This is a genomic window from Bradyrhizobium sp. USDA 4502, assembly GCF_054063355.1.
The window spans coordinates 286,172-312,223 of the sequence record NZ_JBSSGF010000001.1 but is presented as its reverse complement, the minus strand read 5'-3'; the positions used below and the strand labels follow the sequence as shown (position 1 = coordinate 312,223).

The following is a 26,052-nucleotide window of genomic DNA, read 5'->3' as shown; positions in this document are numbered from 1 at the left end:
CGTTTGTGTCGACGGGATCAATTGCTAACGTTGGTAGTTGATCAAGGCGAAAATCATTGCTCCACGCGAATACGGTGACGCAGATCAGCCGTAGACAATTACATGCGCCAGTCGCAAGAGGTCGGAAAGAGGGCGATCGTCTCCCCGATCTCTGAGCCGGGATTGAGCGTCACGTTGCCGTGCAACTCAGCTTCGCTCATTGTACCCTCGAGGCCGGGCAGGACCGGTCCTTGAAGCTTATCGATCGAACATACCATTTTTGTCCGCGAACCGGACGGGCAGATATCCAGCAAGCGATGCCAGTCGGCACCGTTCCTCACGATCCGCCCATCACGATGCCGAAACGCCCCACGCCGCTCTGCCGACTAGGCGCTGAAAAGCTCCTGCGCCACGTTGCACCTGACGTGCCTTGGGGCGCCGAGCACCATCTGGGCGCGCATATTTCCGGTGCTCTCGACTCACTGACGACTTAGCGCATCGAGGACTGGCGAATGTAGACGTAAGCTCCGCGCTCGAGGTACTGAGGTTGTATCTTTGATGGGCTCCTTCCTGGCATCTCCAGTCGGTGAGCGCGGCTGTTTCGTGAGTAGTCGACCGTTAAGAAGCCGGATTGAGCTGAGCTGGACAGTTGAGCGTGCGCCAGAGCGAGACCAACAACAGGCGCAAAAGTTCTCTGAACCAGGCGAGGATGCGACGGAGGTTGTGTCCGACGGCGGAGAGAACGACGTTGGCGGCATCGCCGGCGCGGCCCTTGAGGTAGCACCGGCCGAGGTGTCCTTCGGCTTTGAGGTGTCCGATGATGGGCTCAATGGCGGAGCGGCGGCGCAGCTCACGCTTGATGGCGCCGAAAACACCGCGCTTCTGGCCGGAGATGAAGACGCGGCGGGGATTTTGCGCGTCGTGGCCGCGGTAGCCCTTGTCGACGTAGGCCCGCTCGATCGCACAGCCGGTGAGTGTCTCGGTGCGGTCCATAACATCCCGCAACGTGTGACCGTCGTAAGGGTTGTCGGGCAGCGACCTGGCATGCAGCACGAACAGGCCACCGGGGGCGCGGCGATTGTTGGTGACGATGGAGGCCTTTACGCCGAACTCATAAGGTGCGGCGGCCTTGCCCTTGCCGATGCACTCCACCTCCGGGGCATGGAAAGAATAAAGCTTGAAACCGCGCTGGCGCTGCTGCTGCGAGCGGATCTGCGAGGCCCGGCCAAGCGGGAGGGCGAACGCCTCCTCCAGCGTCGCCTCGCCCTCGATCTTGCGGCGGATGTCGCGGATGATCCGCCCCAGCCGGCTGCGCAGGATACGCAGCTGCCGCTGATGCCGGTTGAACTGTTTGGCATGAGCGTAACGGCCCGCCATCATCGCCGCGCTTTTGGCCACGCGACAATAGGATTGCCGCAGCTTGACCCCGTGCTTCCTCGCCAGGCGGTTCAGCCCCCGGATCGCTGCATGCAGCAGTTTGGCGTCGGTCGGGAAGCTGATGGCCTTTGGTTGCACTGTGGTGTCGACCGTGACCCGCTTGAGGTCCTGGCTGCGTAACGCACCGGTCTCGTGCGCCACCCGAAGGCTCTCGGCCAACAACTGCTCCAGCTTGTCGCCGAGCCGCTTGCGCCAATGGCTCAGGTCCGAGCGCTCGTGCGGGAAAACGTGCCGGAAAAACTCTTCGCCGGTGAAGAACTGGAAGTACGGATCGTGCACCCAGCGCTCGCACACCCCCTCATCGGACAGCCCGTAAATGTGCTTGAGCAACAGCAGCCCGATCATGAAGCGGGTCTCGATCCCCGGCCTGCCGTTCTCGCTGTAGAGCGGGGCGATCTCGCCGTCGATCCAGTCCCAGTCGATCTTGCCGGCAAGCAGAACGAGCTCGTGCTTCATGTTGATGATCTGGTCCAGCCGTGCCCGGAACAGATCGTTCGATCCCGTCGTCTTGTGCTTCTTCGGCCGCATCATCCCTCCGGTGCACCACAGAAGCACGGTTCACAGCGGAGAGGAATCCACAAAACGAATTTGCAAGGTTTGCGGCCATCAAGCCTCAAATCCCTGCAATCTCAAACGCCGTCAAATCCCAAAAACAGACTCCCGCTCAATCGCTTACAGGCTTGTTCACAGGCGACTGAGTAACCGGTTCTCCTGAGACAAGCCGTGCCTTCGGGACATAAGGACCTGGCCGTGGCCCCTGTGGAGGCCGAGGCCCGGCCCTCTTTTCGAACCATTCCGTGCTCGAGCAGCCATGCCTTACGCTCGGCCTGCAGCGCCGCCAGGGCACTTACACGGTCCGATGTAAGATCGTCCGGCTTCGATGAAGCGTAAGCGTAGCTTAGCGGCCCTTTTGATTGGCGCTTGACGCCTATTTTCATCGCAGCTTGTGCCGGCGTGGCTTCCAAATTTCGGACAATGCGTTGACGGTGGCCTCGAGCGCCTTTCGGTCGACGACGTTGGGTCGAACTGTTTCGGGCCCCCACTAGCCGCATATGTTCGTGCTCTGGCTGGGCGGCGTCGCCGATGGCATCGAGGTATTCGGCATAGCCTGGCGGACCGCCGCATCTTCCAAAGGACAACGGCCGGCCTCGAGTAAGAGGGGAAGATCCTCTGTCGTTGTGTTGTCGAACCATTTTTCGAGCTTGATCACATGGTCCCAGCTGTCGCCGAAGTCATGAGATAATGGATCGTCTTGGCGCCAGTCTTGTGCACGATGTCGCAGAGGCGCGCCTTGCGGGCATCGATGAGCTGGTGGCCAAAATCACCGTCGGGATCAGGAATCCCCCAATGGACTCGCCAGCGAAGAACTCGAAGAGGTGGCCGTTTGTCCAGCCGAACGCCGCCTGAAGCGTCAGATGCAGCCGATCAAGGCGCAGGGTGACGGGTACGACAAGGCGACGCATCACCTCCGGTTTCACGTCCTTGAGGGTGACCTTGATCCGGACGGCGGTCGTGTTCAGGCTCATGCTGCCAGCCTCGGATCGTGCGCATGAATCGCATAGGTCGACGCCCAGGGAAGCAGTTCGTCCAGTCGCGCCGCAGGCCAGCCTGACGAGCTTTGCGAGGACGTCGGAGAGCCAGTGCTCGGCGCTAACGCTATTGAGCTTACAGGTCTCGATTGACGAAGCTAGTACTGCCCAACTCTCGACGCCCTGGTCGCAATCGGCAAAAAGGGAGTTCTTGGCATTGAGCTTGATCGGCCGCATCGCGCGCTCGATCGCATTCGTGTCCATCTCGATGCGCCCGTCATCAAGGTAGAGCGTCAAGCCGTTCCAAATAGCGCAAAGCCTTCGCGGTGTAGCGGCCGAGATAAGCCAACACCTACTCGGGACCACCAAACGGCGGCTTGGCATAGAACACCCATTCGCTGCGTCTGAGTTGGCCGACCCCGGTGGCGAAAGCCGTAGGCTCGGCAAGACCGACGAGGTCGGCGATAAAGCCTAGCTTGCCCACCTCGAACGCATTCTGCAGTTTCTGTAGGACCAGGCGACGAACAGGCGCGAGAGCACGCGCACCGGCAGGAAGAAGCCGGGGCGGCAAGCGATCCAGCGCGTGCCGTCGAACGAGAGGCCGCCGCCTGGCACCACGCAATGAATGTGCGGATGGTACTGGAGGGGCTGACCCCAAGTATGGAGCACCGCGGTGACACCGATTTGCGCGCCCAGTCGCCAGAAATCGGCGGCGACGGTGGCGAGCGTCTCGGGCTCGGCGCGGAACAGCACTTGTAGATGTCCGCGCGCCATGGGAGGCGTCGCAACTACCACACCATTTTCAGTGCCAGACTCTTTTGCCAGCACCTCGCCGAAATTGGCGTTTGCCAGTCCGCCGCCGCATTGCGGCATGCCGAACCGCGCCTGGTGGCTCACTTCAAAATGTGGCTGCGCAAGCACCACGGGTGTCCGATCGGTCGCGGTAGGGACGCTGGTTTCCCAGCGCTCACCGGGTCGCGGGAGGCGGTCGCCCGCCTCCCGACCGGGTCACCGGAGGCGGTCGCCCGCCCCCGGTTCCCACAGAACGTGGCGTGCGGATTTCCCGCACCGACGCTCTTCGACAGTTGGTTCACAGCACCGCAAGCGCCTGCAGCTCCCGATAAGGAAGGCGCAGCTTAGGCTTCAGCAACGGTGTCCGTTCTTTGATTTGGTTGAAGGCGTCCCAAGTGAGGTGGCCGCCTGCCCAGCTGCGGCTGCGCAGCATTCCGCGCCAGTAACGCTCCACGGCCCGATAAACTTTTACGAGACTCCGGAGATTTCCGGCGACGCCGTAATAGGCATAGTGGCCGCGCAGGACGACGTTGATTTCACCGGCCTGGTCACTGATTTTGTAATGCCGTATTCGCCGCATCAGCTCCTGCAGAGACATAAGGCTGCGCTTTAGCCGAGATTTCTCGGTGCGCATCCCAACCTTGAAGTTGCCTTTTTGGTTTCGCGTGCAATAGAGCGTCAGACCCAGAAAGTAGATTGTTTCCGGGCGGTTTCTGCCGCGTTTGCCCGCGTGTCTTTGCGCGAACCGACCAAACTCGACCAACTTGGTCTTGGTCGGCTCTAGAGTGAGGCCGAACTTCCCCAACCGAAGACGGAAGGCCTCCTGTACGCGGATGGCGTCCGATCGATATTGGAAGCAGATCACAAAGTCGTCGATATAGCGCACCAGTCGGGCTTCGCCCTGCAACCGACCCTTCACCACGCGTTCGAACCAGAGGTCGAGAACGTAATGAAGGTAGAGGTTGCTCAAAAGTACACTGATCGATCCGCCTTGTGGCGTTCCTGGTTCGCTCGGGCGCTGCCGACAGGCTGTCGCTGCGATGCTCCATGCGGAAGATTGTCAAACAGTCCTTTGATGTCGAACTCCAGGACCCAATCATATTTCCAGCACCGCTGACGCGTGACGCCCACGGCGTCCAGAGCCGATTTTCCCGGCCTGTATCCGTAAGAGTCCTGCAGGAAGATGGATTCCAGTTCCGGCTCAATCATCTGTTTGACCACCATCTGCGCGATCCGATCGCTGATAGTGGGCACACCTAAAATCCTTTCGCCGCCCGTCATCTTTGGAATAGCGACGGCGCGCACTGGAGGTGGAAAGTAGGTCCCTGACGACATCCGATTCCAGATCTTGTAGAGATTCCCTGCCAGATCTGTCTCGAACATCTCCAAGGTCTGTCCGTCCACTCCGGCCGCACCGCGATTGGATTTGACCGCCTTGTACGTTTCGTACACTCGCCGCTTCTCGATCGAGAACGGCTTGTTTGTCGCACCGTTCGAAGTCATCCTGTTTCCAGTTGGTCCAAGAGTACGACTACCTGACCCGATCCCTTTGCTCCGACCCCATTACAGGGCCCTCAACGCTCCTACGGATCGGTCCGCCCCAGTCTCTTGCATCGGTACTCTCGCCTCACGGTTGGCGCCGCTTGCGCTTCTCTCTTGGCATCAAGAGCCTGGTTCCTGCAGTTCCGCGCGAAAGCCTGTGTCCGACTCACGCCCCCTCTACGCCGGTCGCCGCCCGCCCGGTCGTCAGGCATCTGGCGGACTTGTCCCAGGATGACGAGACGGTCCTGGTTTTGACGACGCTTGGATTCATAACGACGCGTCCTCGGAGGGTTCACTTTCGTTCGTCTTTCGGACACTCACCTGCTCGGTTTGATCCGAACTTTTGATCCGACGCTCACCACCACGGCTCTTTACCGCAGCAGCTCGGACTGGATTGAGACCCGCTCCTGAAAGCCGATCTCGGGGGGCCAGCCCCCATCTTTCCCGCAGCTTCACCATCGGTCTTAGGTGGTGTGGACATTTATCGCATCCATAAGACGATGGCTGCGAGAGTAACGACGGCCAGGTAATTTCGGGCGGTCTTTTCGAAGCGGGTTGCGACGCGGCGGAACTGCTTGAGTTTTGAGAAGCAGCATTCGACGAGATGACGCTGGGCATAGAGATGCTTGTCCAGCGGATATTTGAGCGCACGTGACGGGTTGTTGGGGATGACGGCGAGCGCGCCTTTGGCAGCGATCGCCTGGCGCAAGTGATCGGCGTCATAAGCCGTATCCGCCATGACGACCTGGGCAGGTAATCCCTCGATCAATTCGGCGGCTTGCGGTACGTCGCTCTTCTGACCTGCGGTGAGCTTGAACCGTACGGGACATCCCAGGCCGCGAACGGCCATATGTATCTTGGTGCTCAGGCCACCGCGCGAGCGACCGATCGCCTGATCTTCAGACCCCCTTTTTTCGCCCCAGCGGCGTGCTGGTGCGCCCGGACGATGGTGGAGTCGACGATCAGATACTCGAAGTCCGGATCACCGGACATCGCTTCGAATATGCGCCACCAGACCCCCTTGATGCTCCATCGACTGAAGCGCCGAAACACGCTGTTCCAATCTCCAAACACCTCCGGAAGATCACGCCAGGGAGAGCCAGTGCGCACGATCCAAAGTACGCCCTCCACAAACATCCGGTTGTCCCGTCCGGTCGAACCCTTCTGGTCAGGCCGGCCGATGATCAGCGGCGCCATCCGCTCCCATGTCGCGTCGCTCAATACCAAGCGGTCCATCACACCCAAGGCGGCCTCCCCAAAAGCAGCCTTGAATCTGATTTGCGCCTAAAAGGGAATCCTTAGAGTCCACACCACCTAGTTCATGTTGAACTCCTTCCGCTGTCTGCAGCACACTCTCGTCGATGAAGACCTGCCGTTCAGCTTCGACGCGACCTTGATATTTTGTCCACTGGGCTCGCCGCCGCGCGACCTCGGATCGATCGCGTTCGCCAGCCGCCACGCTTTTTTTTGAAGCTGAGCTTCTCGGCATGCACGAAGTCCCACACCGAGTGGTAGTCGACCTTCAGGCCGCGCTCGGCAAGCTCGGCCACGAGACCGCGAATGGTGAAATCGCCACCCTTGATCCGCCGCGACAGCCAGACCGAGTGGTCTCCCGAAACCGCCTGTCGGCTTGTGCCCGCCCATTTGACCAGGCTCAACGCTGCCGGTCTCCTCAACCCGCTGCATCCAGATGATCGCCACCCCCAACCGCCTGGCTGCCTGATTGCGGGACATCCCGCGCTCGATCGCGGCCACGACACGCTTACGGAGATCCAGAGAATAAGGCTTGCCCATCCATGCTGGCCTCCAATCCAGCCAGCATGATGAATCAGAAACTCACTGATTTAGGAATCCCAATCGATTCAACCTAACCCCATCCCCCTTTAGACTAATAGTTGCAGCGTTCTGCTTCCTGGTTCGAATCGACGGTTTCCCCAGCACCGTCCTCGGCGCCACGGCGCTGCCCAGCCTACGTCTTTTCACTCGGCCCGGAGGTATTCTTCTGCGACTCTCAATCTAAGACAGGATCCGTCACGTGGTACGGATACCTCGCAGGCGCTCCGAACGCCGCCGCAGCAGTTCGACAGTGGTCAGCATTGTGACGGAGAACAGGGTCAGCACTGTGGCGGCGGCAATAATGGTTGGACTGATCTCCTCGCGAATGCCGGAAAACATGACCCTGGGCAAGGTCCGCTGCTCGACACTCGCTACGAAGAGGGCGAGCACCACTTCATCGAAGGAGGTGATGAAGGCGAAGAGCGCACCGGAGATCATGCCCGGCAGGATGAGCGGCAGGATGATCTTGAAGAAGACAGTGATCGGCGGCGCGCCAAGTCCAGCAGCTGCACGGGTCAGCGACTGGTCGAAACCCTTCAGGGTGGCGGTCACGGTGATGACGACAAAGGGCGTGGCTAGCGTCGTGTGCGCCAGGATCAGCCCCGTGTAGGTGTTGAGCAGGCCCACATCGGCATAGAAGAAATACACCGCCACCGCGGTGATCACGACCGGGACGACCATCGGCGAGATCAGCAGGCTTATCACCGCCGTGCGCCAAGGGAAGTTCGGACGACTGAGGCCGAGCGCTGCAAGCGTGCCTAACACGGTCGACAGTAGCGTGACCGACACCGCGACGACGATCGAGTTGTGCAGCGCGCCCTGCCACCGGCTGGTCAAGAAGAACTCTTCATACCATCGCAGCGACAGCCCTGGCATCGGATAGGTGAAGAAGGGCACAGAATTGAACGAGAGCGGGATGATCACGAGGATCGGCGCCATCAGAAACAGCAGCACCGCCCCGCAGATCAGCCGATGAAGATAGTACCATCCCTTTTCCATCGGAGAGACATAGGCGGGTGCGGCCATCATTCTCATCCCATCTTGATCCGGTCGACGCCGACAAGTTTGTTGAAGACATAGTAGAGCAGCAAGGTCGCGAAGAGCAGGATGACGCCGAGGGCCGAGGCCATGCCCCAGTTGAGTTCTACGTTCGCGTAGTGGGCGACGAAGGAGCCGACCATCTGGTCGCTCGGCCCCCCGACGAGTGCTGGGGTGATGTAGTAGCCTAGGCACAAAATGAACGTCAGGAGGCAGCCGGCGGCGATCCCCGGCAGGGTCTGAGGAAAGTAGACTTTCCAGAAAGCGTAGAATGGCCCGGCGCCGAGCGATCGGGCGGCGCGGACATGGCTGGGCGAAATTGTCTTCATCACGCTGTAGATCGGAAGCAGAGTAAAGGGCAGCTGGATATGGGTCATGGCTACCAGCGTGCCGACCCTATTGAAGATGAGTTGCGCCGGCTGTGATAGTATATGCAGCGCCATCAGCACGTCATTGACAACGCCGTGCTGCTGCAAAAGCACGACCCAAGCCGTGGTGCGCACCAGCAGCGAAGTCCAGAACGGCAATACGACCATGATTATCAGCAGATTGCTGTACCTGGATGGCAATATCGCCAAGAGATAGGCTACCGGGAAGCCCAGCAACAGTGTCGCGGCGGTCACGGCGACGCTGATACCAAGCGTGCGCAGGAACATGTCGCGGAAAATCGCGTTCTCGGGCGGTGAGGCGACGATCTGGCTGTCGGGGCCATACTGATAGTCGACCGAACGCAGCAGGTAGTAGGCTGTATAGCCCGAGCTTCCGCGCTTCAGCAGGCTCCAGACGTCGTGTCGCGCCCAGAGCGGACTCACTTCTGTTAGCGCCGCCTTATAGGGGCCGGCGGAAAGCGTGCTTGCCTTTCGGGCACTTGACGTGACCTGGCTGCCGACGCCGGGCAGCTCGTAGTTTATTCGCTTACCGATCGTCGCCGTGGTTTTCTGCACCCAGGCCCGCTTGAGGTCAGCGGCAAGAGCGGCATAGACGCTCTCCTCGGGCAAATTCTTGCCGTGCCATTCCCTGAGCGCTGCCATCGTCTGCGGCATTAGGCGCAGAAGCGTCTCATCGTGAACGGCGTTGAACATCATCCGGCCAATCGGCAAGATGAAGGCAATCAGAATGAACAGCAACAGCGGAAGGACGAGGGCGAAGGCCCTCAGCTTGCGCCGGCGCTCGGCCCGCTGCAGTTGAATCCGCAGCGCCATCCTGTCGGGCCTGTCGGAGATTTGGACGGCCATCGTCACTATCGACTACTCCCTTTCAGTGGCGAGGCGAATACAAGGTTACAAGGTCTCCCGTCGTTCCTTGTCTTACTTCGCGAGCCAGGCAGTAAAACGCTGGCTCAACTCGGCGCCCTTGTCCGCCCAGAAGGCGGCATCTTTCGGCAGAGCATTAGCCATATTTTGGGGCGCAGTCGGGAGATAAGGTAGCATCGCCGGGTCAATGAGCGGGATTGAGTCCTTATTGGGCGGCCCGACGGGGGTGTACCGCGTTAAGTCGGCTTGCGATTGGGGCGAGCCGGCGAATGTGAGGAACTTGTAAGCGGCGTCCAACCGAGGACTGCCCTTTGGAATCGTTAGCAGAGCCAACTCCCATACGTTGGCATCCCACACGGTCTCGAAGTGCTTGCCAGAGTTATTGACGGCGTCGTAGATGCGGGTGTACGGGGACATGGTCATAACGACCTGACCATCGGCGAGAAGTTGCGCCGCCTGGGCCAATGATTGGTACCAGATGACGTCCTTTTTGATCGTGTCGAGCTTCCTGAAAGCGCGGTCAACCCCCTCGGACGTAGTGAGGACCTTGTAGACCTCCTTGACGGGCACGCCATCTGCGATCAGTGCCCATTCGAGATCTTTGTCGGGATAACTCTTCTTCATTCCACGCTTGCCCGGGAACTTTTGGAGGTCGAAAAAATCGGCGATCGTCTTCGGGCCGTTCGGAAGTTTTTCCTTGTCGTAGGCGAAGACCGTCGTAGAAATGGCATACGGCACCCCGCAATCCGACGCATACCCGCCTATGAACTTGGCCCGGTCGAGGCCGAGCTTCGTCCAATCGATCGGCTCAAGCGAGCCGTCGGCGCACAGTTCCAACGCAGCATCGAGGGCCATGTCGACCACGTTCCAGCTCACGCTATTGGACTGAACCATGGCGCGGATTTTGGCGTACTCGCCATTGTACTCGTCCTCGGTAATCTTAATCCCGCTCTCTTTCGAAAAGGGCTCTAACATAGCCTTGCGCAGGGCCGACTGGTAGGCCCCGCCATAGGAGGTAATCGTCAGCCGATCGTCCGCAAAGGCAAGTTTCGCCGACGCAAATGCACCCACCGCCAGGCCTATGACAGCTAAGCCGCTCGCAATCCTCAATGGCTTTCTCATTGTCCAACCCCTCTCCTGCTAGGCCACCTCCAGGATCGAGGTGGCGTTGCCGAAGACCCAGCTTGCTCGCGGCAGAGCCAGGTCACCGTCAAGACGCGTCGAGCGCCCGACAATCCTCTATTTTCCATCCGACGGTGATCGATGCGCCCGGCTCGAGCTGCACCAGACCTTCCGAATTCGGTAGCTTGATCACAAAATCATCATGGCCGCACACTGAGACGCGAGTGCGCACGTGGTCACCCAGATAGATCACCTCCATAACACGCGCACCGAAGACATTGGGCAGCAAGCCCGGCATAGGGTTCAGCTGTACTCGCTCGGGCCGCAGCGACATCACGGTCGGCCGGCCGACCGCCTCGACATTGATCGCCAGCGCCTGCACATTGCCCGCACCGGCAATTTCTATCATGCAGGTCGTGCCATTCATCGCCACGACCTTGCCGTGCAGCCGGTTGTTCTCGCCGATGAACTGGGCGACGAAGGCGTTCTGTGGCCGCTCGTACAGCTCGGCGGGCCCGGCGAGTTGCTGGATCACTCCGTCATTGAACACCGCTATGCGGTCCGACATCGTTAGCGCCTCGCCCTGGTCATGCGTCACGTAGACCACAGTGACACCGAGATCCTCGTGGATATGCTTGATCTCGAGCTGCATCTGCTCGCGCAGCTGCTTGTCCAGCGCGCCGAGCGGCTCGTCCATCAGTACGAGCTTGGGATCGAAGACGAGCGCGCGGGCAAGCGCGACGCGCTGTTGCTGACCACCTGAAAGCTGAGCGGGCCGGCGCTTGCCATAGGCGCCGAGCCGGACCACGTCGAGCGCCCGCCTGATCCTGGTCTCGATGTCGGTCCTGCCGAGCTTGCGCACCTTGAGCGGGAAGGCGAGGTTTTCCTCCACGGTCATATGCGGAAAAAGCGCGTAACTCTGGAACACCATGCCGATATCGCGCTTGTGCGGAGGCATGTTGTCGATCGGGCGGCCCTCCAGAAGTATTCGCCCCTGGGTCGGCACCTCGAAGCCGGCGAGCATCATGAGGGTCGTCGTCTTGCCGGAGCCGGATGGCCCCAGCATGGTCAAAAACTCACCTCGGGCGACGTCCAGGTTGAGATTCTTAACGACCAGCGTTTCGCCGTCGTAGGTCTTCTGGACGTCGGAGAACTTCACAAAGGCATTGTTCGCGCCGGGCATCGACCCTCTCTCCGGCCCCGGCGCTCCGCGCGCTACTGTGGTGCCGCTGGCCACCAGACCACGATGTTCTTTCTTGACAGATTGCAACTTCTCGCGCGCCCCGTCGAGATTACGGGAGCACGTCTGGATGAGCCGCATGTGGTTGACCAACTGGCGCATTCCTTCCCTACTTGCGTTACCCCAGCGACCCATAGTCGTAGGAGGTTTTGTCTTTCACGAAAATATTATCGGGCTGCTAAAGCTGATTCCATCAAATGTAGCCTGCCGGTGAGCCGAAATTCTGCGTCTAATCGGGCAAATGCGAAGATTTGTGTCATCGAAGTTACCGCCGGGGACCACTGATAAATGATGCGCGAACGAAAGCGGGATCCACAAAAGCTCGCTCATCCTAGCAGTGGAGTGAGTCATCGAGCAGCCTATGATCGAAACCGCCCCGGGGCCCGACTGCCCAGCCTCGGCCCGCCTCGTAGCAAGCCACCGTCGACGCCCTACATGATATTGGAGAAGCTTTGGCGTCGCACGGAGAAGTCCCATGTCTAAGATCGGCGAGCTAAGCGTGAATTTGGGCGGTGAGGCCGCGTGGCTTTTGTGGGCCGGAATGACCTCGATGACATGAGCGAATCTGACACCGGCGACGATCTTCGGCGACTGATTTGTACGTTTCAATCGACGCCAGGTACTCTGCTTGAAGACCCTCTATGCCGACAACGAGCCCATGGTCCGAACCATCCGGTGCTGCACGGTGGCAAACACGCTCTCGATCGGATTGGTGGTCCGCAAATGGACCCAGTGCTCGGCAGGGAAGTCGTAGAACGCCAGCAGAACCTCCTGATCCTTGAGGAGGCAATCAGCAGTGCACGCCTATTTGGCACCGTATTTCTCGGCGAAGGTTTCGAGTGCAAGCTCCGCGGCGACCCGGCTCGGCGCCATCGAGATATCCTGCAGGGCTTTCTTCAGGCCACTCTGCACGGAGCTCGGGACCTTGTTGAGCACGTTGACGGTCTTGTGCTGCCAGCAGCGCTGCCGGCGCGTGCCGAGGAAGACTTCTCCAGCGCCTTCCAGAAGCCGAGAGCACCATCGCCGACCGCCAGCTCATGCGGATTCCGCTCGATGTCGCCCGGCATTCCGAGATGATCTCGCCCACCTTTCCGATTTGAAGTCGCCCACCATTCCGAGACGATCTCGCCCGCCATTCCGGGATGATGTCGCCCGGGTGACGAGGCCTCTTCTGGCTCCCATAGGGTCCGTCCTTTCGGCTTTGCGAAAGGGGACCCTGGATGCCGACGGAGAGGCTTGCGATGCGCCGTGTGCGCGATGTGATCAGGATGAAGGCGGCTGGGCTGCCGAGCCGCGAGATTGCGCGGCGGATGGGCGCGGCGCCCCCGACGGTGCGGTTGACCATCCGGCGGTTCGAGGCCGCAGGCCTGGGCTGGCCGTTGCCCGACGAACTCACGGACGCGGCCCTGGAGGCCCGCCTATTCGCCAAGACCGGCAACGGTAACCGGCAGGGTCATCGCCGCATCGCCGAGCCCGACTGGGCGGCGGTGCACCGCGAGCTCAAGCGCAAGCACATGACGCTGTCGATCCTGAGGGAGGAGTACATCGGCGCCGAGCCCGGCGGATACCGGTACTCGCGCTTCTGCGAGCTTTACCGCGCCTGGGAGGGACGCCTGTCGGTGACGATGCGCCAGGCGCACGCGGCCGGCGACAAATTGTTCGTCGATTACGCGGGCGACGGCGTGCCGGTGGTGGTCGACGGCCTCACCGGTGAGCACAGAACGGCGCAGGTCTTCGTCGCCGTGCTTGGCGCCTCGAACTTCACCTATGCGCAGGCAACGTGGACACAGGGGCTCGCCGACTAGATCAGCGCCCATGTTGGCGCCTTCGCGGCGATCGGCGGCGTCCCGGCGCTCTTGGTGCCTGACAACACCAAAGTCGCAGTCATCAAGGCGAGCCTCTACGACCCGCAGATCAATCGCACCTATGCGGAGATGGCCGCGCATTACGGCACGGCCGTCCTGCCGGCGCGGCCGCGCAAGCCGCGCGACAAGGCCAAGGTCGAGCAGGCTGTCCTCATCATCGAGCGCTGGCTGCTCGGCCGCCTGCGCCACCGTGTCTTCTACGGCCTCGCCGAGGTCAACGCGGCGATCGGCGAGTTGCTCACCAGGCTCAACGAGGAGCGGCCGATCCGGCGGCTCGGCGTGACGCGCCGCCGGTTGCTCGAGGAGGTCGACCGGCCGGCGCTCAAGCCGTTGCCGGCGAGCCCCACGTGCTCGCGGAGTGGCGTATCCGGCGCGTCAACCTCGACTACCACGTCGAGGTGGAGAAGCATTACTACAGCGTTCCGCATCGCTTCGCTCGTGCCGAGGTCGAGATGCGGTTCACCGCCCGCACTGTCGAGATCTTCCACAAGGGCGAGCGGATTGCCGCGCATCAGCGCATGAGCGGCAATCACAAGCACACCACCGTGCCGGAGCACATGGCCTCCAGCCATCGCCGCTATGCCAGCTGGACCATCGGGCGTATCCGCCAGGACGCCGCCGCGATCGGCCCGGCAACCAGCGCATTGTGCGACCTCATTCTCGACGAGCGCTCGCACCCTGAACAAGGTTTCCGCGCCTGCCTCGGCATCCTCAGGCTCGCCGCGTCCTACGGGCGCGAACGGCTGGACGCCGCGGCTGCGCGGGCGATCGACATCGGCGCGCGCACCTATGGCTCGCTCAATCCTCGCCAACAATCTCGATCGGCGTCCTGCTCACCAGCGCTCCGCGGACGATGCGCCGATCCTGCATGCCAACATCCGCGGACCGCGCTACTACAATTAGGAGACCATCCCTTGCTCACCCATCCGACCCTCGACCGCCTCAACGCCCTCGGCCTCCACGGCATGGCCCAGGCCTTCGCCGACATCGAAGCCGCCGGTGAGGCTGGCAGCCTCGGTCACGCCGAATGGCTTGCTCTGCTGCTCGAACGTGAAGCCTCGCTGCGGCACGACAAACGGCTCGCCACTCGCCTGCGCTACGCCAAGCTGCGCCAGCAGGCGTCGTCGAGGACATTGACTACCGCACCCCGCGCGGCCTCGACCGCCCACTGTTTGCCAAGCTTGTCGAGGGACGCTGGATCGACGACCACGTCAATCTCCTGATCTGCGGCCCGGCCGGCGTCGGCAAGAGCTGGCTCGCCTCGGCGCTCGGCCACAAGGCCTGCCGCGACAATCGCTCCGTGCTCTATCAACGTGTTCCGCGGCTGTTCGATGACCTCGCTCTCGCGCGCGGCGACGGCCGCCATCCACGCCTGTTGCGCGGCCTCGGCCGTGTCGATCTGCTGATCCTCGATGATTGGGGGCTCGAGCCGCTCGATGCCGGCGTCCGTCATGACCTCCTGGAAATCCTCGAAGATCGCTACGGTCACCGTTCCACCATCGTCACCAGCCAGCTCCCCGTGGACCAGTGGCATGTGCTCATTGGAGATCCCACCTATGCCGACGCCGTGCTCGATCGCCTCGTCCACAATGCCCATCGGCTCGACCGCGAGAGCCTGCGCCGAACTCGGCAATCCGCCCGAAAGACCTGAGCCCGTAACGCTGTGGACATGCCGCTTCGCTTGGACAACGCCAGGCGTTGCCCACATGCCCACAGCAACCGCAACAGAAGCAGAAGAAGTTCAAGCCGCGATTCCAGGTTGACCACGCGGCTCGCCAAATGCCAGAGAAGCTACCGCCAGAACGCCTCGTCACCGGGCGAGATCAAATCGGAAAGGTGGGCGACATCGTCTCGGAATCCCCGAGCGACTTCACATCGGTATTCGATGACAAGAAAAAGGAATCGTACATCGGCTGACCAAGATCAAGCATCCCTGGACCAACGGCCAGGGTCGAGCTCATGGATCGCACGATCAAGGAAGCGACCGTCCAAGGCTACCATTACGATCGACACGATCAGCTTGAAGCTCACCTTGCCGACTTCATCACCGCCTACAAATACGCTCGGCGGCTGAAGATCCTGAACGGCCTCACACCCTACGAATACATCTGCAAATGCCGGACTTCCCAGCCAGAGCAATTCAAACTCAACCCGCTCCAGCAAACACCGGGACTAAACACCACCGGATATGCGTCACGTATCTTGCCGTCGGCCGTCCGCATAGCGCGGCGGGAAGGTGAACCGGATCTCATGATCAGTGAGCACCGTATAAATCTTGTAGGGGACGGCCGCGACCGTTAGCTTCAACGCTCACGACCGCGCCTTCTTAAGCGAAGCCGCTTGAAGTGATTTGAGACCTACTCCTGAAAGTCGGTTCCGGGGGGCCTACCCTCATCGCTGCCACAGCTTGTGCACACAGATTTTCAGATCATCTCGATCATCCTTTCTGTGCGCTTCTGCAGCACACTATCGTCGGCGTGGATGCGTTCCGCGCTCATGACATGGATCCGGATGGCCTCAATAATGGGAGCGAGTGCTACCACGCAGGCGCCGACCCGATCCGGTTAGGGTCGAGACGTCGATCTCGATCACGGATTGATCTCAGGGATGGCACGCGCCCGTGATTTTGGCGACGTCTAAATAATTTTCGACGCGTCATCGGAAGATTCGCTTTCGCTCGCCTTCTGGATACTCGCCTGCCCCGTAAACCCAGGACTTTTGCACCACTTGCTGATGACCGCGCCTTTTAAGCGAAGCCACAGTGTCGTGGTCTTGCATCTGCGGCTGCCCTGTCACCACGCAGGTTGCGTGTCATCGGGGAGTTAGCAGTCGATTGGCGCCGGCTGGATCAGCGCATCAATGGCCTATCCGAAGAGATCGAAGCAATTGCCCGCCAAGATCAGGCATGTTCGCGCCTGATGACGGTACCTGGCATCGGGTCGATTATTTCGAGCGCCATGGTGGCCGCGATCGGCACTGGAGACGTATTCTCCAAAGGTCGCGACTTCGGCGCCTGGCTTGGACTGGTGCCCAAACAAATCTCGACGGGAGACCGAACGATCCTTGGCAAAGTCTCGAGGCGTGGCAATCGCTACTTGCGCGTTCTATTCGTGCTGGTCAGGATGGAGAACTGGGAACGTTACGGGTTCACATCCTGGATCGAAGCCGCCAAGAAGCGGCCACACCACAATGTGCTCGCAATCGCGCTCGCCAACAAACTTGCCCACATCGCCGGGGCTGTGCTGGCCAAAGGACGCGTCTTCGAGATAACCAGGATCGGCGATGCAGACGCTCGACCCGCCTAACGATCGCCCCGTGCTTGGCGCGGCCTGGCGACGTCCAGTCAGCCGTAAGCAAGAGCGACGGCCGGCCTTGACCGCCCCTGCGCGCGACGCGATCGACGTTCTGCGGGCCGGGACGAAGGACCTTTGGTCCGAACAAAGGAACGACGCAACATCAGGCGCAAGCGATGACATAGCCGCATCAACAGTCTCCAGCCGAGATCTGCGAGAAGACAAGACAAAATGGAGGACTTCCGAGCGTGTGCGGATACTGGTGACCTTAATGGCCCGTTCGAGGCCTGTTGACTAATCAGAACGCACGCGCAGATGTCCATGATGGCCCGGAGCACAAACGCTTCAATAAGAGGCCGGACACATTGATGCAAGACCGCTGCCACCAATTCGACGAATCTTCTCGCAACGCACGGCCGGACCATACATAAGGTCACACGTTCCACAAATTACCACGCGTCACGCAAGACGGCGTACGTCGAATGCATACCATGGATCTGTTGAAGAAGCACAAAAAGGAGGCGTTACTCCAGGCGGCCTGACGATACTCAGGCCCGCCAAGGCGATGCACGCCCCCCTCGGCCGCCGTCGCTCGCCAGCGCTACGCTTTTGGGCAAGCGGGCGACGGCTGGCTCCGAGGGGATGGCTCAGCCGGACCCATGATCAATTTTGTTGAACTTGACGCACAGAACTCTGCGATATCGATGTCGCGCCGGCGGTGTGGACGACATCGCGTGGGCATCCTTGCGTCTGAGGTGACGATTGGAATGCAGAGCAGCACCATCGCCACAGCGTGCGAAGTACTGAAATTGCGGAGAGAGAATCGTGCGGTGCCCATGAATCGCCTGAGGTGTTGACTGGAGGTGGGACACAGGCCGATGTAATGCGATCTATGTTTGCATTCACCCGACGCGAAGATGAGTAACCGACCGTCCGCGACTGCGACGAATTCCCAAACTCCATTCGCAATCCCTCGGAATGGGCGCCACGAGCGGGAACAGGTCGCAATGCAGGGGGTTTTTCTTCATCAAAGATCGCGGCTGGCGCGATCACGTGAATAGCGCCCGCCGGCGTAGAGACTGGCACCCTTCGTAAATGTAGGTGCTGGGACAGATCCTCTATCTGGTTGAGCCGTCCGTATGCAAGCCCGGAGGCCTCCAGCTTGTGCATCGCTTCGTCGCTCGAGATTTGCGCAAACTGCTCAACGACGATCTCATCTAAACTAGCCCTATCGCGAATCCGTTCCATGTTGCGGCGAACTCGGGCCGGCGAATGGATTCCGGTCGCTTGAGGAATCTGGTGCAGAAATTGACCCATTCGCGGTCGTTTTGAACGGAGAAGATAATGTCTTTGCCGTCCGCGCAGCAGTATGCTCCATGTGGCGCCAGAGACGGGTGATTCACGCCCACTCGCGCGGTGTAGTAGCCGCCGTAATCTAACTGAAGAAGGGGAACAGTCATCCAATCGGCAATGGCATCAAACAGTGATATTTGAATACACGTTCCTTTCCTGGTGCGCTCAGCCTGCAGGATGGCGTTGAGAGCGGTCATTCCAGCTGAAATATCACATACAGAAACGCCAACCCGCTCCGGACAATGCGCTGTTCCGGTGATGGAGCAAAGCCAAGTCTCGGCTTGCACGATCAGGTCGTACGATTTCAAATGCGACAGAGAACCGCCATCACCGAATCCGGAGATGTCACATGTTATCAGGCGGGGAAAGCGCTTTCGAAGATCGGCAGAACCGAAGCCAAGCTTTAGATTTTGAATTGAAACATCGGCCCCGGCAACCATCGCACCTAGAACGCCACGGTCTTCTTCGACCGTCAGGTCGAGGCAGACCGATTCTTTTCCGCGATTTAGCCAAACAAAATACGCGCTCTGGCCCTGAACGAGTTTGTCGTATTTTCGCGCGAAGTCGCCGTCGGGGGCGCTCAATTTTGATGACACGCGCACCAGCATCGGCAAGGCGGGAAGAAGCGTAAGGCGCTGCCACTGACTGCTCGACAGCAACGACGGTAATCCCGTCGAGTGCTTTTCTCATGCGGATGCTGCTCTGGCGTTCGGAGGGGAATTCTGGGAACGTCGGTGCTTGAGAATCGAAAGCAGTCTACTCTGCTCATTTCCGACAATGGAGATGCCCTCATCGACGCCCATCCCAGGTTTTGCGAGCATCATGTCAGCCTGCGTAGCTACTGCAATGTTGACCGCGGCCCTTGCCGATAAGTCGGTCTCGGTACAGCTCCCACCGACATATGCACCGACCCCATTTTCTTTGCAGACCAACACAGCTCTGGCAGAGTCGGCGATCGAACCGACGTCGGGCATCTTAATCTGAATTAGATGAGCCGCCTTTGCTTTGGCGAAGAGCCCGATTTCATCAAGCGTATTGCATCGTTCGTCCACCACAATCCGGGCGTCTGTGCCACGCCGGTCGAGAAGGGCGACGATCTTGGCGTACTCCTCTAGCTGAGCCTCCGTTGACCCAAAGTCCGCGGGGCATTCGATATGAAGCCGGTAACCGGGCACGTCATCCGCAAGCCGCACGATGAACTCGGCAATCTCTTGCGCGTCCATACCAATCTCGAGCCCAATCCAGCCGTAAACGTCAAAATGCAGAACGGGATGATACCCGGGTTCTCCGATTTCCCTCGTGCGCTTGGCAACCCATTTGACGAAGTTACGAAACGTCTGGCCTGAAGCGCCGAACTTTTCGCGCGAATTGATCAATCCATGTGGAAGCACCTCCACAGACTTGAGGATCATCTTATCGACGTTGATTTCTCTTGAATCGCCACTTTGGGCGTAGATCGGAACTGGCTTCTCCGGCAATGGTAAGGCAAACTCCGAGCAGATCACCTCGGCTAGTGTGGTCCGGGCAGAATGCGCAGCAGCGCGAAGCAGAGCCTGGCTCACACCATATTCGATAGCGAGGGGGAGCCGCTTGCCCTCATGATGTGCGAGGACACGATCACAAGCGCTGAGGAAATTAGAAACATCGGCAGCGAGAAGCCGCGGGATCACCACAGATCTAATGACTGTTTCGATCGTGTCGACGTGATAAACTGGATCACGGCCGCCTGCGCCGGAATATTGAACGCTCATCATGTCGCCCCATACGATCACATTGTCCGACAAGACGAGGCCGATACTGAGCGAACGTGACGGCATACGGATGGTCGTGAAACCAGGCGTCAGGGGCGACCCTAGATAGCGAAAACCATCATGAGTGGCGCCGGCCCGTATGGCAGCTTGATCGTCGTAGAAAAAGCTTCCATTTCCGGGAGCCAGAATAACATCTCTTATCATAGGAAAGATTCTCATTGCGCGTTTGCTCTAAGCTTTGTTGCCATCTGGACTGCCATTGATCTCAAGACTCCCGCAAATTCGAGGGCTCTTTGCGATGTAATAGTTTAGCTGCCCAATATCCATCCGCAGTATTTAGGCAAGCCTCAGCTTCCGCTCAACCAAACCGGTACGCATCTTAGTTTGCGAGCCATTTTCTGCTTGAGGAATAGATGCGACTGTTTGTTACGCTTTCGCCGCTCCGGAGAACGGCGCACCTTCGACAGTTTATTATTGGCTTAACCCTTGTCTGACAGCCAGTGCCTTGGTTGCGTTAACGAGTTTCAGGTTTTGGAAGACCCTCGCCCCTTCAACACCCCCCTCGTAACCGTAACCGCTCTGCTTGATGCCAGCGTTTGGTGCATCCGCAGACACGCCCTTGAGGTGATTGATGCTGACAGCACCCGCGGAAAGGCTGCGGATCATTCGCTTCTGAACCTCAGGGGAGTTAGTAAAGAAATAGGAGGCGAGGCCATATTCCGTCGCGTTCGCTTCCTCAATTGCCTCGTCGATCGTGCTGAACGGAGCAACCGTAAGGATCGGTCCAAACGGTTCTTCACGAAGCACTTGGGAATCGGGGTGGACGTTGCTTAGAATGGTGGGTGCCCAATAGAAGCCCGGCCGATTAATGCGTTTGCCACCGGTTTCGACCCTTGCTCCACGATCGACAGCATCCTTCGTCAGGCGTTCCATTGCTTCAATGCGTCTTGCGTTCGCCATTGGTCCCATGTCCGTTTCAGGGTCGTCGGGCCGGCCAACCCTGATCTTTTCTGCCGCCCGAACAAGCCTTGCCAAAAACTCCTCATAGATTGATCGCGCGACTAAAATGCGACTGGGAGCGTTGCAGCTCTGACCTGCGCATTCAAACTTGTATTCTGATATTGCGGAAACCGCCTTGGAGATGTCTGTATCTTCAAAGACAACGACAGGGGAGTGGCCGCCGAGTTCTAAAATGCAGCGCTGCAGATTGCTTGCGGCAATCTTCGCGAGTTGCTTGCCAACCGGCGTAGAGCCAGTGAAGGATAATGCACGGACAACAGGCGATCCTAGCAGGTGCCGGGAAATCATTGGAGGATTTCCGAAAACCAGACTCACAACCCCAGGCGGAATCCCCGCCTCCTTTAAGGCATCAATCATATACACCCCGGCGCTTGGGGTTTCTTCTGCCGCTTTCAGGATTACCGGGCAACCGGCCGCGATAGGGGCGGCAAGTTTCCGGGCGTTGAGGACGGCTGGATAGTTCCAGGGCGCGAATCCAGCAACTACACCAATCGCCTCCGGTACGATTATCCTTTTCTCGTCTATCGGAAACGGAGCCGATACTTCCTCGGCATGAAGACCGTTCCATTCGAGCATTTCGACAGCACGCACGTACTCGCCCGTCGCTTCGGCTAAGGTCTTGCCCTGTTCTCTCGAAAGAGCCGCAGCTGCAGCCTCGATCTTTTGCTTCAGAATTCGTGCCGCGCGCACGAGAAGCGAACCCCGTTCATTGGCCGGTGTGTTGGACCATCGCAGCAGACTTTTTTGTGCAGATCTCAAAGTATCATCGAGATCCGACGCGGACGCAACGGCTACGCGACCGAATTCCTGCTCAGTGGCAGGATTGATGATGGCAAGATCGTTGCCGCTACCGCCCGGGCGCCACGCTCCGTCGATAAAGAGTTTGTAGTTCATGCTCTCGGACATAGCCACCGCATTGCCGTTGGTGCCTCATGTTGTCTATTAGTGGTCGCTTTGCCTAAGCTAGCTCTTGAATAAGGTTCAGGGCGACCGCCCCGGCACTTGGTCTAGCCATCACGTTTAGCCGGATTGCCGCCGCCGAGACATTGATTTGTTCACGCAATGTCAAGCTCATCCTTTAAATCTTCTCACCATCGCGGACGAGCTCATCCATCACGGAGCGTACGGCACTCTCGGTGATCAAAACGATTTTGTCGATTTCAGCCTTGGTGGTCACGAGGGGCGGTGCGAAGCCGAGAATATCGCCATGCGGCATGGGGCGGGCGATCAGGCCCCGCTCGCGGGCGGCCATGGAGACGCGAGTACCGACTTTGAGCGATGGATCGAACCGCCTCTTTTTGTGGCGATCGGCGACAAACTCGATAGCCCCCATCAGACCAACCCCGCGCACTTCACCGACGATCGGTAACTGCGCGAATTTCTCCTTGAGCTGCGCTTGAAAATAGGCGCCGACTTCGCGGGCATTTCCAGGAAGGTTCTCTTTCGCGACAATGTCCAGAACGGCATTTGCCGTAGCGGCGCCGATTGGATGACCCGAATAGGTATAGCCGTGCGAAAATGCGCCGACCCTGTCAGCGCAGCCTTCGAACACTTTATAGACGTCGTCACCGATGATCGCGGCAGAAAGTGGGAAGTAGCCGGAAGTAAGGCCCTTGGCGACCGTGATCAGGTCCGGTTCGATTCCATAGAGCTGCGAACCGAACATTGAGCCAGTTCGACCGAAACCGGTGATTACTTCGTCGGCTATCAGCAGGACGTCGTGCTTCTTAAGAACGGCCTGGATGGCTTTCCAGTAGCCTTCCGGAGGCGGCGTGATACCACCCGTGCCAAGCACCGGCTCAGCGATGAACGCTCCAACGTTGTCTGGACCAAGGCGTTCGATGAGCTGATCAAGCTCAACTGCACGGCGGGCGGAGAATTCGCGTTCGCTCTCACCAGAGTTCGCCCCCCAATAATGATGCGGAACACCGGTGCGCACCACCTGCGGCAGCGGAAGATCCATGTGGTCGTGATAAAAGCTCATACTCGTCATTGAGCCAGAAATGACGCTGCAGCCGTGATAGCCGCGCTCGCGCGCTATGATCTTCTTCTTGTTCGGCTTGCCTCGAAGGTTGTTATAGTACCAGACGAGCTTTGCCTGGGTCTCATTGGCGTCCGACCCGGACATGCCATAGAACACTTTACTCATCTTTCCTGGCGCCATCTTAACGAGACGATCCGAGAGGATTGCGAGTTCGTCCGTCGTGTGAGCGGCGTAACAGTGATAGTAGGCGAGACGGTGAGCCTGACGAGAGATTGCTTCAGCCACCTCGGTACGCCCATAACCAACATTGACGCAGTACATGCCGGCAAAACCATCGATGAGATATTTACCGTGCGCGTCCTGGATGCGGATCCCCTTGCCAGTTTCGACGATCGTAGGCTCACCAAGCTTGCCGGTCGCGAAATCCTTGAGCTGTGTGAAAGGATGCAGGACACTGCTTCTGTCCTTTTCGCTAATGTCTTTGATGTTGATGGTCATTGTGCATTACTCTCTCAAGCTGCGGTGGTCGCAACGCAGGCGTATTCCGGCTCAAGGTTCTCGGCGAGATCGCGCTTCGAGGCTTCACGGACGACGCAAACAGCCTCCATCCGCCCGGGGCACCGGCGAACTTCGGGGCATTGCCCACCATCAATACCGTATTCAAGCAGGTTCGTGAGCCGCACGGACCGATCGAGGTTGCATTTCCTTCTTAGCTACGACATGACCGAGTGTCCCTTCCTTGGCGATCAGCACGTCGTCGGTCGCAAGGACAAGTACGGCAGCCGTCATGAAGCCCCCCCGAGCGGAGTTGCCGCTCGCCAAGATGCGAGCACCAGCTGCCGAATAGCTTGAAAGACCACCTCAAAGTCCCACGCGGCCCTTTGTTGAAATGTCCATGCATTCAGGATACTGACATTCCAAACATGTTTGCGTCATATCTCCTGTCGTTCGGAGGATTTCCTGCATCACCCAAGCATTTGGCGCTGCAGTTCACCTGGAGCCAATTATGCAGCAGTATGACCGAACAGACGTCCACATCCTTGAGATCGTGCAAAAGAACAATCGGCGAAATGACGGCTCTGCTACCGCGTCTCAACAATGACTGAGCGGCTCCGTTCGGAAGGCATCATCGAGGCCGACGATCGTGCCTCCAAGAGAGGTAGGGAAGACCTCTTCAGATGCTTGTGCTGGTGAGCTTGGAGCGGGAGCGTGCGGATATAATCGATCGATTCAAGAAGGCCATCAAATCACCAACTGATGTTGTCAATGGATTCTACGTCACCGGCGACGCTGACTTTGCCCTAAACATAACCGCGCGACCATGGACGATCATGAGCAGTTCACCCCGTTGTCCGAGCACTTCACAGCCACCGGACGCACCTTTGTCCAGTCCAGCCCGGCGATCAGCGCGAGCAACTGCGTATGGTTTATGGTTCAGCTGCACCCGAGTAGGCGCAACCCCGGCCAACAGAACTTTTTTTTCCTCAAGCGTCTTGGCAAACAGGCACGGCCCGCTGCCGACCCACAAAACCGCCTTGATCCGATCCGCCCAACACGCGACATTCTGCATACAGTCTTCGAAGCGCGACAATTGCATATCCGTAGCATTCCCTTTTTGGACGAACGTTTCAAGTTGCCCGTTCCGACATGTCAGTAGCTCGTGATCTGTCGCCTGTTTGTAGCTCGTGAAGTGTCGTGTTTTTGGTGCCCCGGAACAAAGGGGGCACGATGGGCACGGCATCCATTCACGAGGGTGTACGACGGATGCGGTTCTCGGATTTGCTGGAACGGACGCAGGCGAGGGAGCTGACGCAGGAGGCTGCTCGGGATCAGTGTTCGAACCTTCCAACGCTGGGCGGAGCGTTATGAGGCGGAGGGCGACGACGGGCTGGTCGACCGACGTATGGGACGGCGATCGCCACGGCTGGCTCCAGAGGAAGAACTGGAACTCGGATGCTGGGACTGTTCCGCGACAAGTACGCGGACTTCACGGTGAAGCACTTCCACGAGCAGATGCAAAAGCGGCACGACTATGTGCTGGGCTATACGGTGACGAAGCTGGCGCTGCACGCGGCGGGGCTGGTGCGGAAGGCTCCGAAGCGTTCGGCGCACCGCAAGAAGCGGCCGCGGCGGCCGCTTCGGGGCATGCTGCTGCACCAGGACGGATCGCGCCACGTTTGGATCGAAGGCCTGCCCGCGAGGGACCTGATCGTCACGATGGACGATGCGACCAGCGAGATCTACTCGATGGTGCTGGTCGAGGAAGAAGGAACGGCCTCGACCTTCCAGGCCTTGCGCGAAGTGATTGGCGAGCATGGCCTGTTCTGCGCGCTCTACACCGACCGCGGCAGCCATTATTTCCTGACCCCAAAAGCTGGCGAGAAGGTCTCGAAGACGCAACAAACCCAGGTGGGACGGGCTTTGTCGCATCTTGGGATCGAGCATATCGCAGCCTATTCGCCGCAGGCGCGCGGGCGTTCCGAGCGGGTGTTCGGCACCTTGCAGGATCGGCTGCCGAAGGAGCTGCGGCTTGCCGGGATCACGACGGTTGAGGCTGCCAACGCGTGGCTGAAGGCGCATTACATCCCCGGGCACAACGCCGCGTTTGCGATCAAGCCCGAACAGGAAGGCACGGCATTCGTGGCCGATCGGCATGAGGCCTGGCGCGAGGCGCTGTGCGTGATCGAGGAGCGAACCGTCGCCAACGATAATACCGTTGCATGGAACGGTCGGCGGCTGCAGCTGCCGCAGAGCCGGCTCAGGCCTCACTTCGTCAAGGCTGTGGTGCGCCTCCATGAGTATCCCGATGGCACCGTCAGCGTGTTCCTTGGACCGCATCGATTGGCGAGGTTTGCGCCTGACGGACAGCAGATCAGCCCCGACGCGCCTCAGCCTGGCAGCGTGCTCGGAGCCGCCCCTGGCGGGCGCGCAAGCGCGCGTCCTTGACCGCTCCTGCGCGCGCCGCCGCCGAGAAAGCGCGGGTCGGGACGGAGAAACGGCCTTCGAATCGAACAAAGA

General features: G+C 59.5%; 15 protein-coding genes and 13 pseudogenes. 7 read left to right on the top strand and 21 right to left on the bottom strand.

Going from position 1 to position 26,052, the window contains the following annotated elements; genetic code table 11:
* Positions 1–597: 597 nt before the first annotated feature.
* The 14 genes and pseudogenes from ACVW1B_RS01435 to ACVW1B_RS01370 all read right to left on the bottom strand — a co-directional run.
* Positions 598–1,944, bottom strand: coding sequence for an IS5 family transposase (locus tag ACVW1B_RS01435; RefSeq protein ID WP_069280586.1), 1,347 nt, complete (start codon positions 1,942–1,944; stop codon positions 598–600).
* A 514-nt stretch (positions 1,945–2,458) separates the two neighbouring features.
* On the bottom strand, positions 2,459–2,626 hold the full coding sequence (locus ACVW1B_RS01430; RefSeq protein WP_253603642.1) for a hypothetical protein: 168 nt from the start codon (positions 2,624–2,626) through the stop codon (positions 2,459–2,461).
* A gap of 22 nt (positions 2,627–2,648) precedes the next feature.
* Positions 2,649–2,864: pseudogene (locus ACVW1B_RS01425) on the bottom strand (IS1096 element passenger TnpR family protein); the annotation flags it as partial.
* Positions 2,865–2,938: 74 nt separating this feature from the next.
* Positions 2,939–3,251, bottom strand: a pseudogene (locus tag ACVW1B_RS01420) (transposase domain-containing protein); the annotation flags it as partial.
* Positions 3,232–3,698 (bottom strand): annotated as a pseudogene (locus ACVW1B_RS01415) (IS91 family transposase); the annotation flags it as partial. The pseudogenes ACVW1B_RS01415 and ACVW1B_RS01420, both read right to left, overlap by 20 nt.
* A 337-nt stretch (positions 3,699–4,035) precedes the next feature.
* Positions 4,036–4,707: a reverse transcriptase domain-containing protein gene (locus ACVW1B_RS01410; RefSeq protein ID WP_253603644.1), complete on the bottom strand. Its 672-nt coding sequence runs from the start codon at positions 4,705–4,707 to the stop codon at positions 4,036–4,038.
* Positions 4,704–5,240 carry a reverse transcriptase domain-containing protein gene (locus tag ACVW1B_RS01405; protein WP_253603646.1) on the bottom strand — a complete coding sequence of 179 codons (537 nt, stop codon included), beginning with the start codon at positions 5,238–5,240 and terminating at the stop codon, positions 4,704–4,706. Before ACVW1B_RS01405 ends, ACVW1B_RS01410 begins: the two co-directional genes overlap by 4 nt.
* 520 nt (positions 5,241–5,760) lie before the next feature.
* Positions 5,761–6,524, bottom strand: a protein-coding gene (locus ACVW1B_RS01400) for an IS5 family transposase (RefSeq protein ID WP_139481326.1) whose coding sequence is annotated in 2 segments (ribosomal slippage) — positions 5,761–6,186 and positions 6,189–6,524 — 762 coding nt in all. Because the reading frame shifts where the segments join, the coding sequence is not laid out codon by codon here.
* Positions 6,525–6,618: 94 nt separating this feature from the next.
* Positions 6,619–7,073: pseudogene (locus ACVW1B_RS01395) on the bottom strand (IS630 family transposase); the annotation flags it as partial.
* 237 nt (positions 7,074–7,310) lie between these two features.
* The gene (locus ACVW1B_RS01390; protein ID WP_253609766.1) at positions 7,311–8,141 is read right to left on the bottom strand and encodes an ABC transporter permease; all 831 of its coding nucleotides are present in this window, start codon (positions 8,139–8,141) and stop codon (positions 7,311–7,313) included.
* Positions 8,142–8,146: 5 nt separating this feature from the next.
* Positions 8,147–9,388, bottom strand: coding sequence for an ABC transporter permease (locus tag ACVW1B_RS01385; RefSeq protein ID WP_256558806.1), 1,242 nt, complete (start codon positions 9,386–9,388; stop codon positions 8,147–8,149).
* A gap of 72 nt (positions 9,389–9,460) precedes the next feature.
* Positions 9,461–10,528: an ABC transporter substrate-binding protein gene (locus tag ACVW1B_RS01380; protein WP_253603648.1), complete on the bottom strand. Its 1,068-nt coding sequence runs from the start codon at positions 10,526–10,528 to the stop codon at positions 9,461–9,463.
* 88 nt (positions 10,529–10,616) lie between these two features.
* Complete coding sequence (locus ACVW1B_RS01375) at positions 10,617–11,711, bottom strand: ABC transporter ATP-binding protein (RefSeq protein WP_253609768.1); 1,095 nt, start codon at positions 11,709–11,711, stop codon at positions 10,617–10,619.
* Between the two features lie 702 nt (positions 11,712–12,413).
* A pseudogene (locus ACVW1B_RS01370) lies at positions 12,414–12,805 on the bottom strand (transposase); the annotation flags it as partial.
* Between the two features lie 204 nt (positions 12,806–13,009).
* On the opposite strand from ACVW1B_RS01370, the pseudogene istA reads away from it, so the two are divergent.
* The 3 pseudogenes from istA to ACVW1B_RS01355 all read left to right on the top strand — a co-directional run.
* Positions 13,010–14,536: pseudogene (gene istA / locus ACVW1B_RS01365) on the top strand (IS21 family transposase).
* Between the two features lie 11 nt (positions 14,537–14,547).
* Positions 14,548–15,284: pseudogene (istB, locus tag ACVW1B_RS01360) on the top strand (IS21-like element helper ATPase IstB).
* Between the two features lie 241 nt (positions 15,285–15,525).
* Positions 15,526–15,811, top strand: a pseudogene (locus ACVW1B_RS01355) (integrase core domain-containing protein); the annotation flags it as partial.
* Between the two features lie 7 nt (positions 15,812–15,818).
* On the opposite strand, the pseudogene ACVW1B_RS01350 reads toward ACVW1B_RS01355, so the two are convergent.
* Both ACVW1B_RS01350 and ACVW1B_RS01345 read right to left on the bottom strand, forming a co-directional pair.
* Positions 15,819–15,928 (bottom strand): annotated as a pseudogene (locus tag ACVW1B_RS01350) (IS481 family transposase); the annotation flags it as partial.
* Positions 15,929–16,092: 164 nt separating this feature from the next.
* Positions 16,093–16,222 (bottom strand): annotated as a pseudogene (locus ACVW1B_RS01345) (IS66 family transposase); the annotation flags it as partial.
* 197 nt (positions 16,223–16,419) lie between these two features.
* Here ACVW1B_RS01345 and ACVW1B_RS01340 point away from each other — a divergent pair.
* Positions 16,420–16,938 (top strand): annotated as a pseudogene (locus ACVW1B_RS01340) (transposase); the annotation flags it as partial.
* 651 nt (positions 16,939–17,589) lie between these two features.
* Here the strand turns inward: ACVW1B_RS01340 and ACVW1B_RS01335 are convergent.
* The 5 genes and pseudogenes from ACVW1B_RS01335 to ACVW1B_RS01315 all read right to left on the bottom strand — a co-directional run bounded on the left by ACVW1B_RS01335 (position 17,590) and on the right by ACVW1B_RS01315 (position 23,532).
* Positions 17,590–18,887 (bottom strand): annotated as a pseudogene (locus ACVW1B_RS01335) (CaiB/BaiF CoA transferase family protein).
* A gap of 22 nt (positions 18,888–18,909) precedes the next feature.
* Positions 18,910–18,969 (bottom strand): annotated as a pseudogene (locus ACVW1B_RS01330) (hypothetical protein); the annotation flags it as partial.
* Entirely contained in the window at positions 18,966–20,249 is a 1,284-nt protein-coding gene (locus ACVW1B_RS01325) for a methylaspartate ammonia-lyase (protein WP_253603650.1), read from the bottom strand. The gene ACVW1B_RS01325 and the pseudogene ACVW1B_RS01330, both read right to left, overlap by 4 nt.
* Before the next feature lie 252 nt (positions 20,250–20,501).
* On the bottom strand, positions 20,502–21,956 hold the full coding sequence (locus ACVW1B_RS01320; RefSeq protein ID WP_253603652.1) for an NAD-dependent succinate-semialdehyde dehydrogenase: 1,455 nt from the start codon (positions 21,954–21,956) through the stop codon (positions 20,502–20,504).
* Between the two features lie 172 nt (positions 21,957–22,128).
* Positions 22,129–23,532, bottom strand: a complete 1,404-nt coding sequence (locus tag ACVW1B_RS01315; RefSeq protein ID WP_253603654.1) for an aminotransferase — start codon at positions 23,530–23,532, stop codon at positions 22,129–22,131.
* Between the two features lie 823 nt (positions 23,533–24,355).
* Between ACVW1B_RS01315 and ACVW1B_RS01310 the strand changes: the two genes are divergently transcribed.
* From ACVW1B_RS01310 to ACVW1B_RS01300, 3 genes are all read left to right on the top strand, one after another.
* Positions 24,356–24,691: a hypothetical protein gene (locus ACVW1B_RS01310; RefSeq protein WP_253610076.1), complete on the top strand. Its 336-nt coding sequence runs from the start codon at positions 24,356–24,358 to the stop codon at positions 24,689–24,691.
* Positions 24,692–24,853: 162 nt separating this feature from the next.
* Complete coding sequence (locus tag ACVW1B_RS01305; protein WP_375167109.1) at positions 24,854–25,030, top strand: helix-turn-helix domain-containing protein; 177 nt, start codon at positions 24,854–24,856, stop codon at positions 25,028–25,030.
* Entirely contained in the window at positions 24,988–25,980 is a 993-nt protein-coding gene (locus tag ACVW1B_RS01300) for an ISNCY family transposase (protein ID WP_253603656.1), read from the top strand. Before ACVW1B_RS01305 ends, ACVW1B_RS01300 begins: the two co-directional genes overlap by 43 nt.
* Positions 25,981–26,052: the final 72 nt, after the last annotated feature.

Excerpts from the sequence above, each read along its gene's own strand:
- ACVW1B_RS01385 (WP_256558806.1), bottom strand. The coding sequence starts at position 9,388 with ATGGCCGTCCAAATCTCCGACAGGCCCGACAGGATGGCGCTGCGGATT.
- ACVW1B_RS01310 (WP_253610076.1), top strand. The coding sequence starts at position 24,356 with ATGGACGATCATGAGCAGTTCACCCCGTTGTCCGAGCACTTCACAGCC.
- ACVW1B_RS01405 (WP_253603646.1), bottom strand. The coding sequence starts at position 5,240 with ATGACTTCGAACGGTGCGACAAACAAGCCGTTCTCGATCGAGAAGCGG.
- ACVW1B_RS01380 (WP_253603648.1), bottom strand. The coding sequence starts at position 10,528 with ATGAGAAAGCCATTGAGGATTGCGAGCGGCTTAGCTGTCATAGGCCTG.
- ACVW1B_RS01315 (WP_253603654.1), bottom strand. The coding sequence starts at position 23,532 with ATGACCATCAACATCAAAGACATTAGCGAAAAGGACAGAAGCAGTGTC.
- ACVW1B_RS01390 (WP_253609766.1), bottom strand. The coding sequence starts at position 8,141 with ATGGCCGCACCCGCCTATGTCTCTCCGATGGAAAAGGGATGGTACTAT.
- ACVW1B_RS01300 (WP_253603656.1), top strand. The coding sequence starts at position 24,988 with ATGCTGGGACTGTTCCGCGACAAGTACGCGGACTTCACGGTGAAGCAC.
- ACVW1B_RS01320 (WP_253603652.1), bottom strand. The coding sequence starts at position 21,956 with ATGTCCGAGAGCATGAACTACAAACTCTTTATCGACGGAGCGTGGCGC.
- ACVW1B_RS01325 (WP_253603650.1), bottom strand. The coding sequence starts at position 20,249 with ATGAGAATCTTTCCTATGATAAGAGATGTTATTCTGGCTCCCGGAAAT.
- ACVW1B_RS01435 (WP_069280586.1), bottom strand. The coding sequence starts at position 1,944 with ATGCGGCCGAAGAAGCACAAGACGACGGGATCGAACGATCTGTTCCGG.
- ACVW1B_RS01375 (WP_253609768.1), bottom strand. The coding sequence starts at position 11,711 with ATGCCCGGCGCGAACAATGCCTTTGTGAAGTTCTCCGACGTCCAGAAG.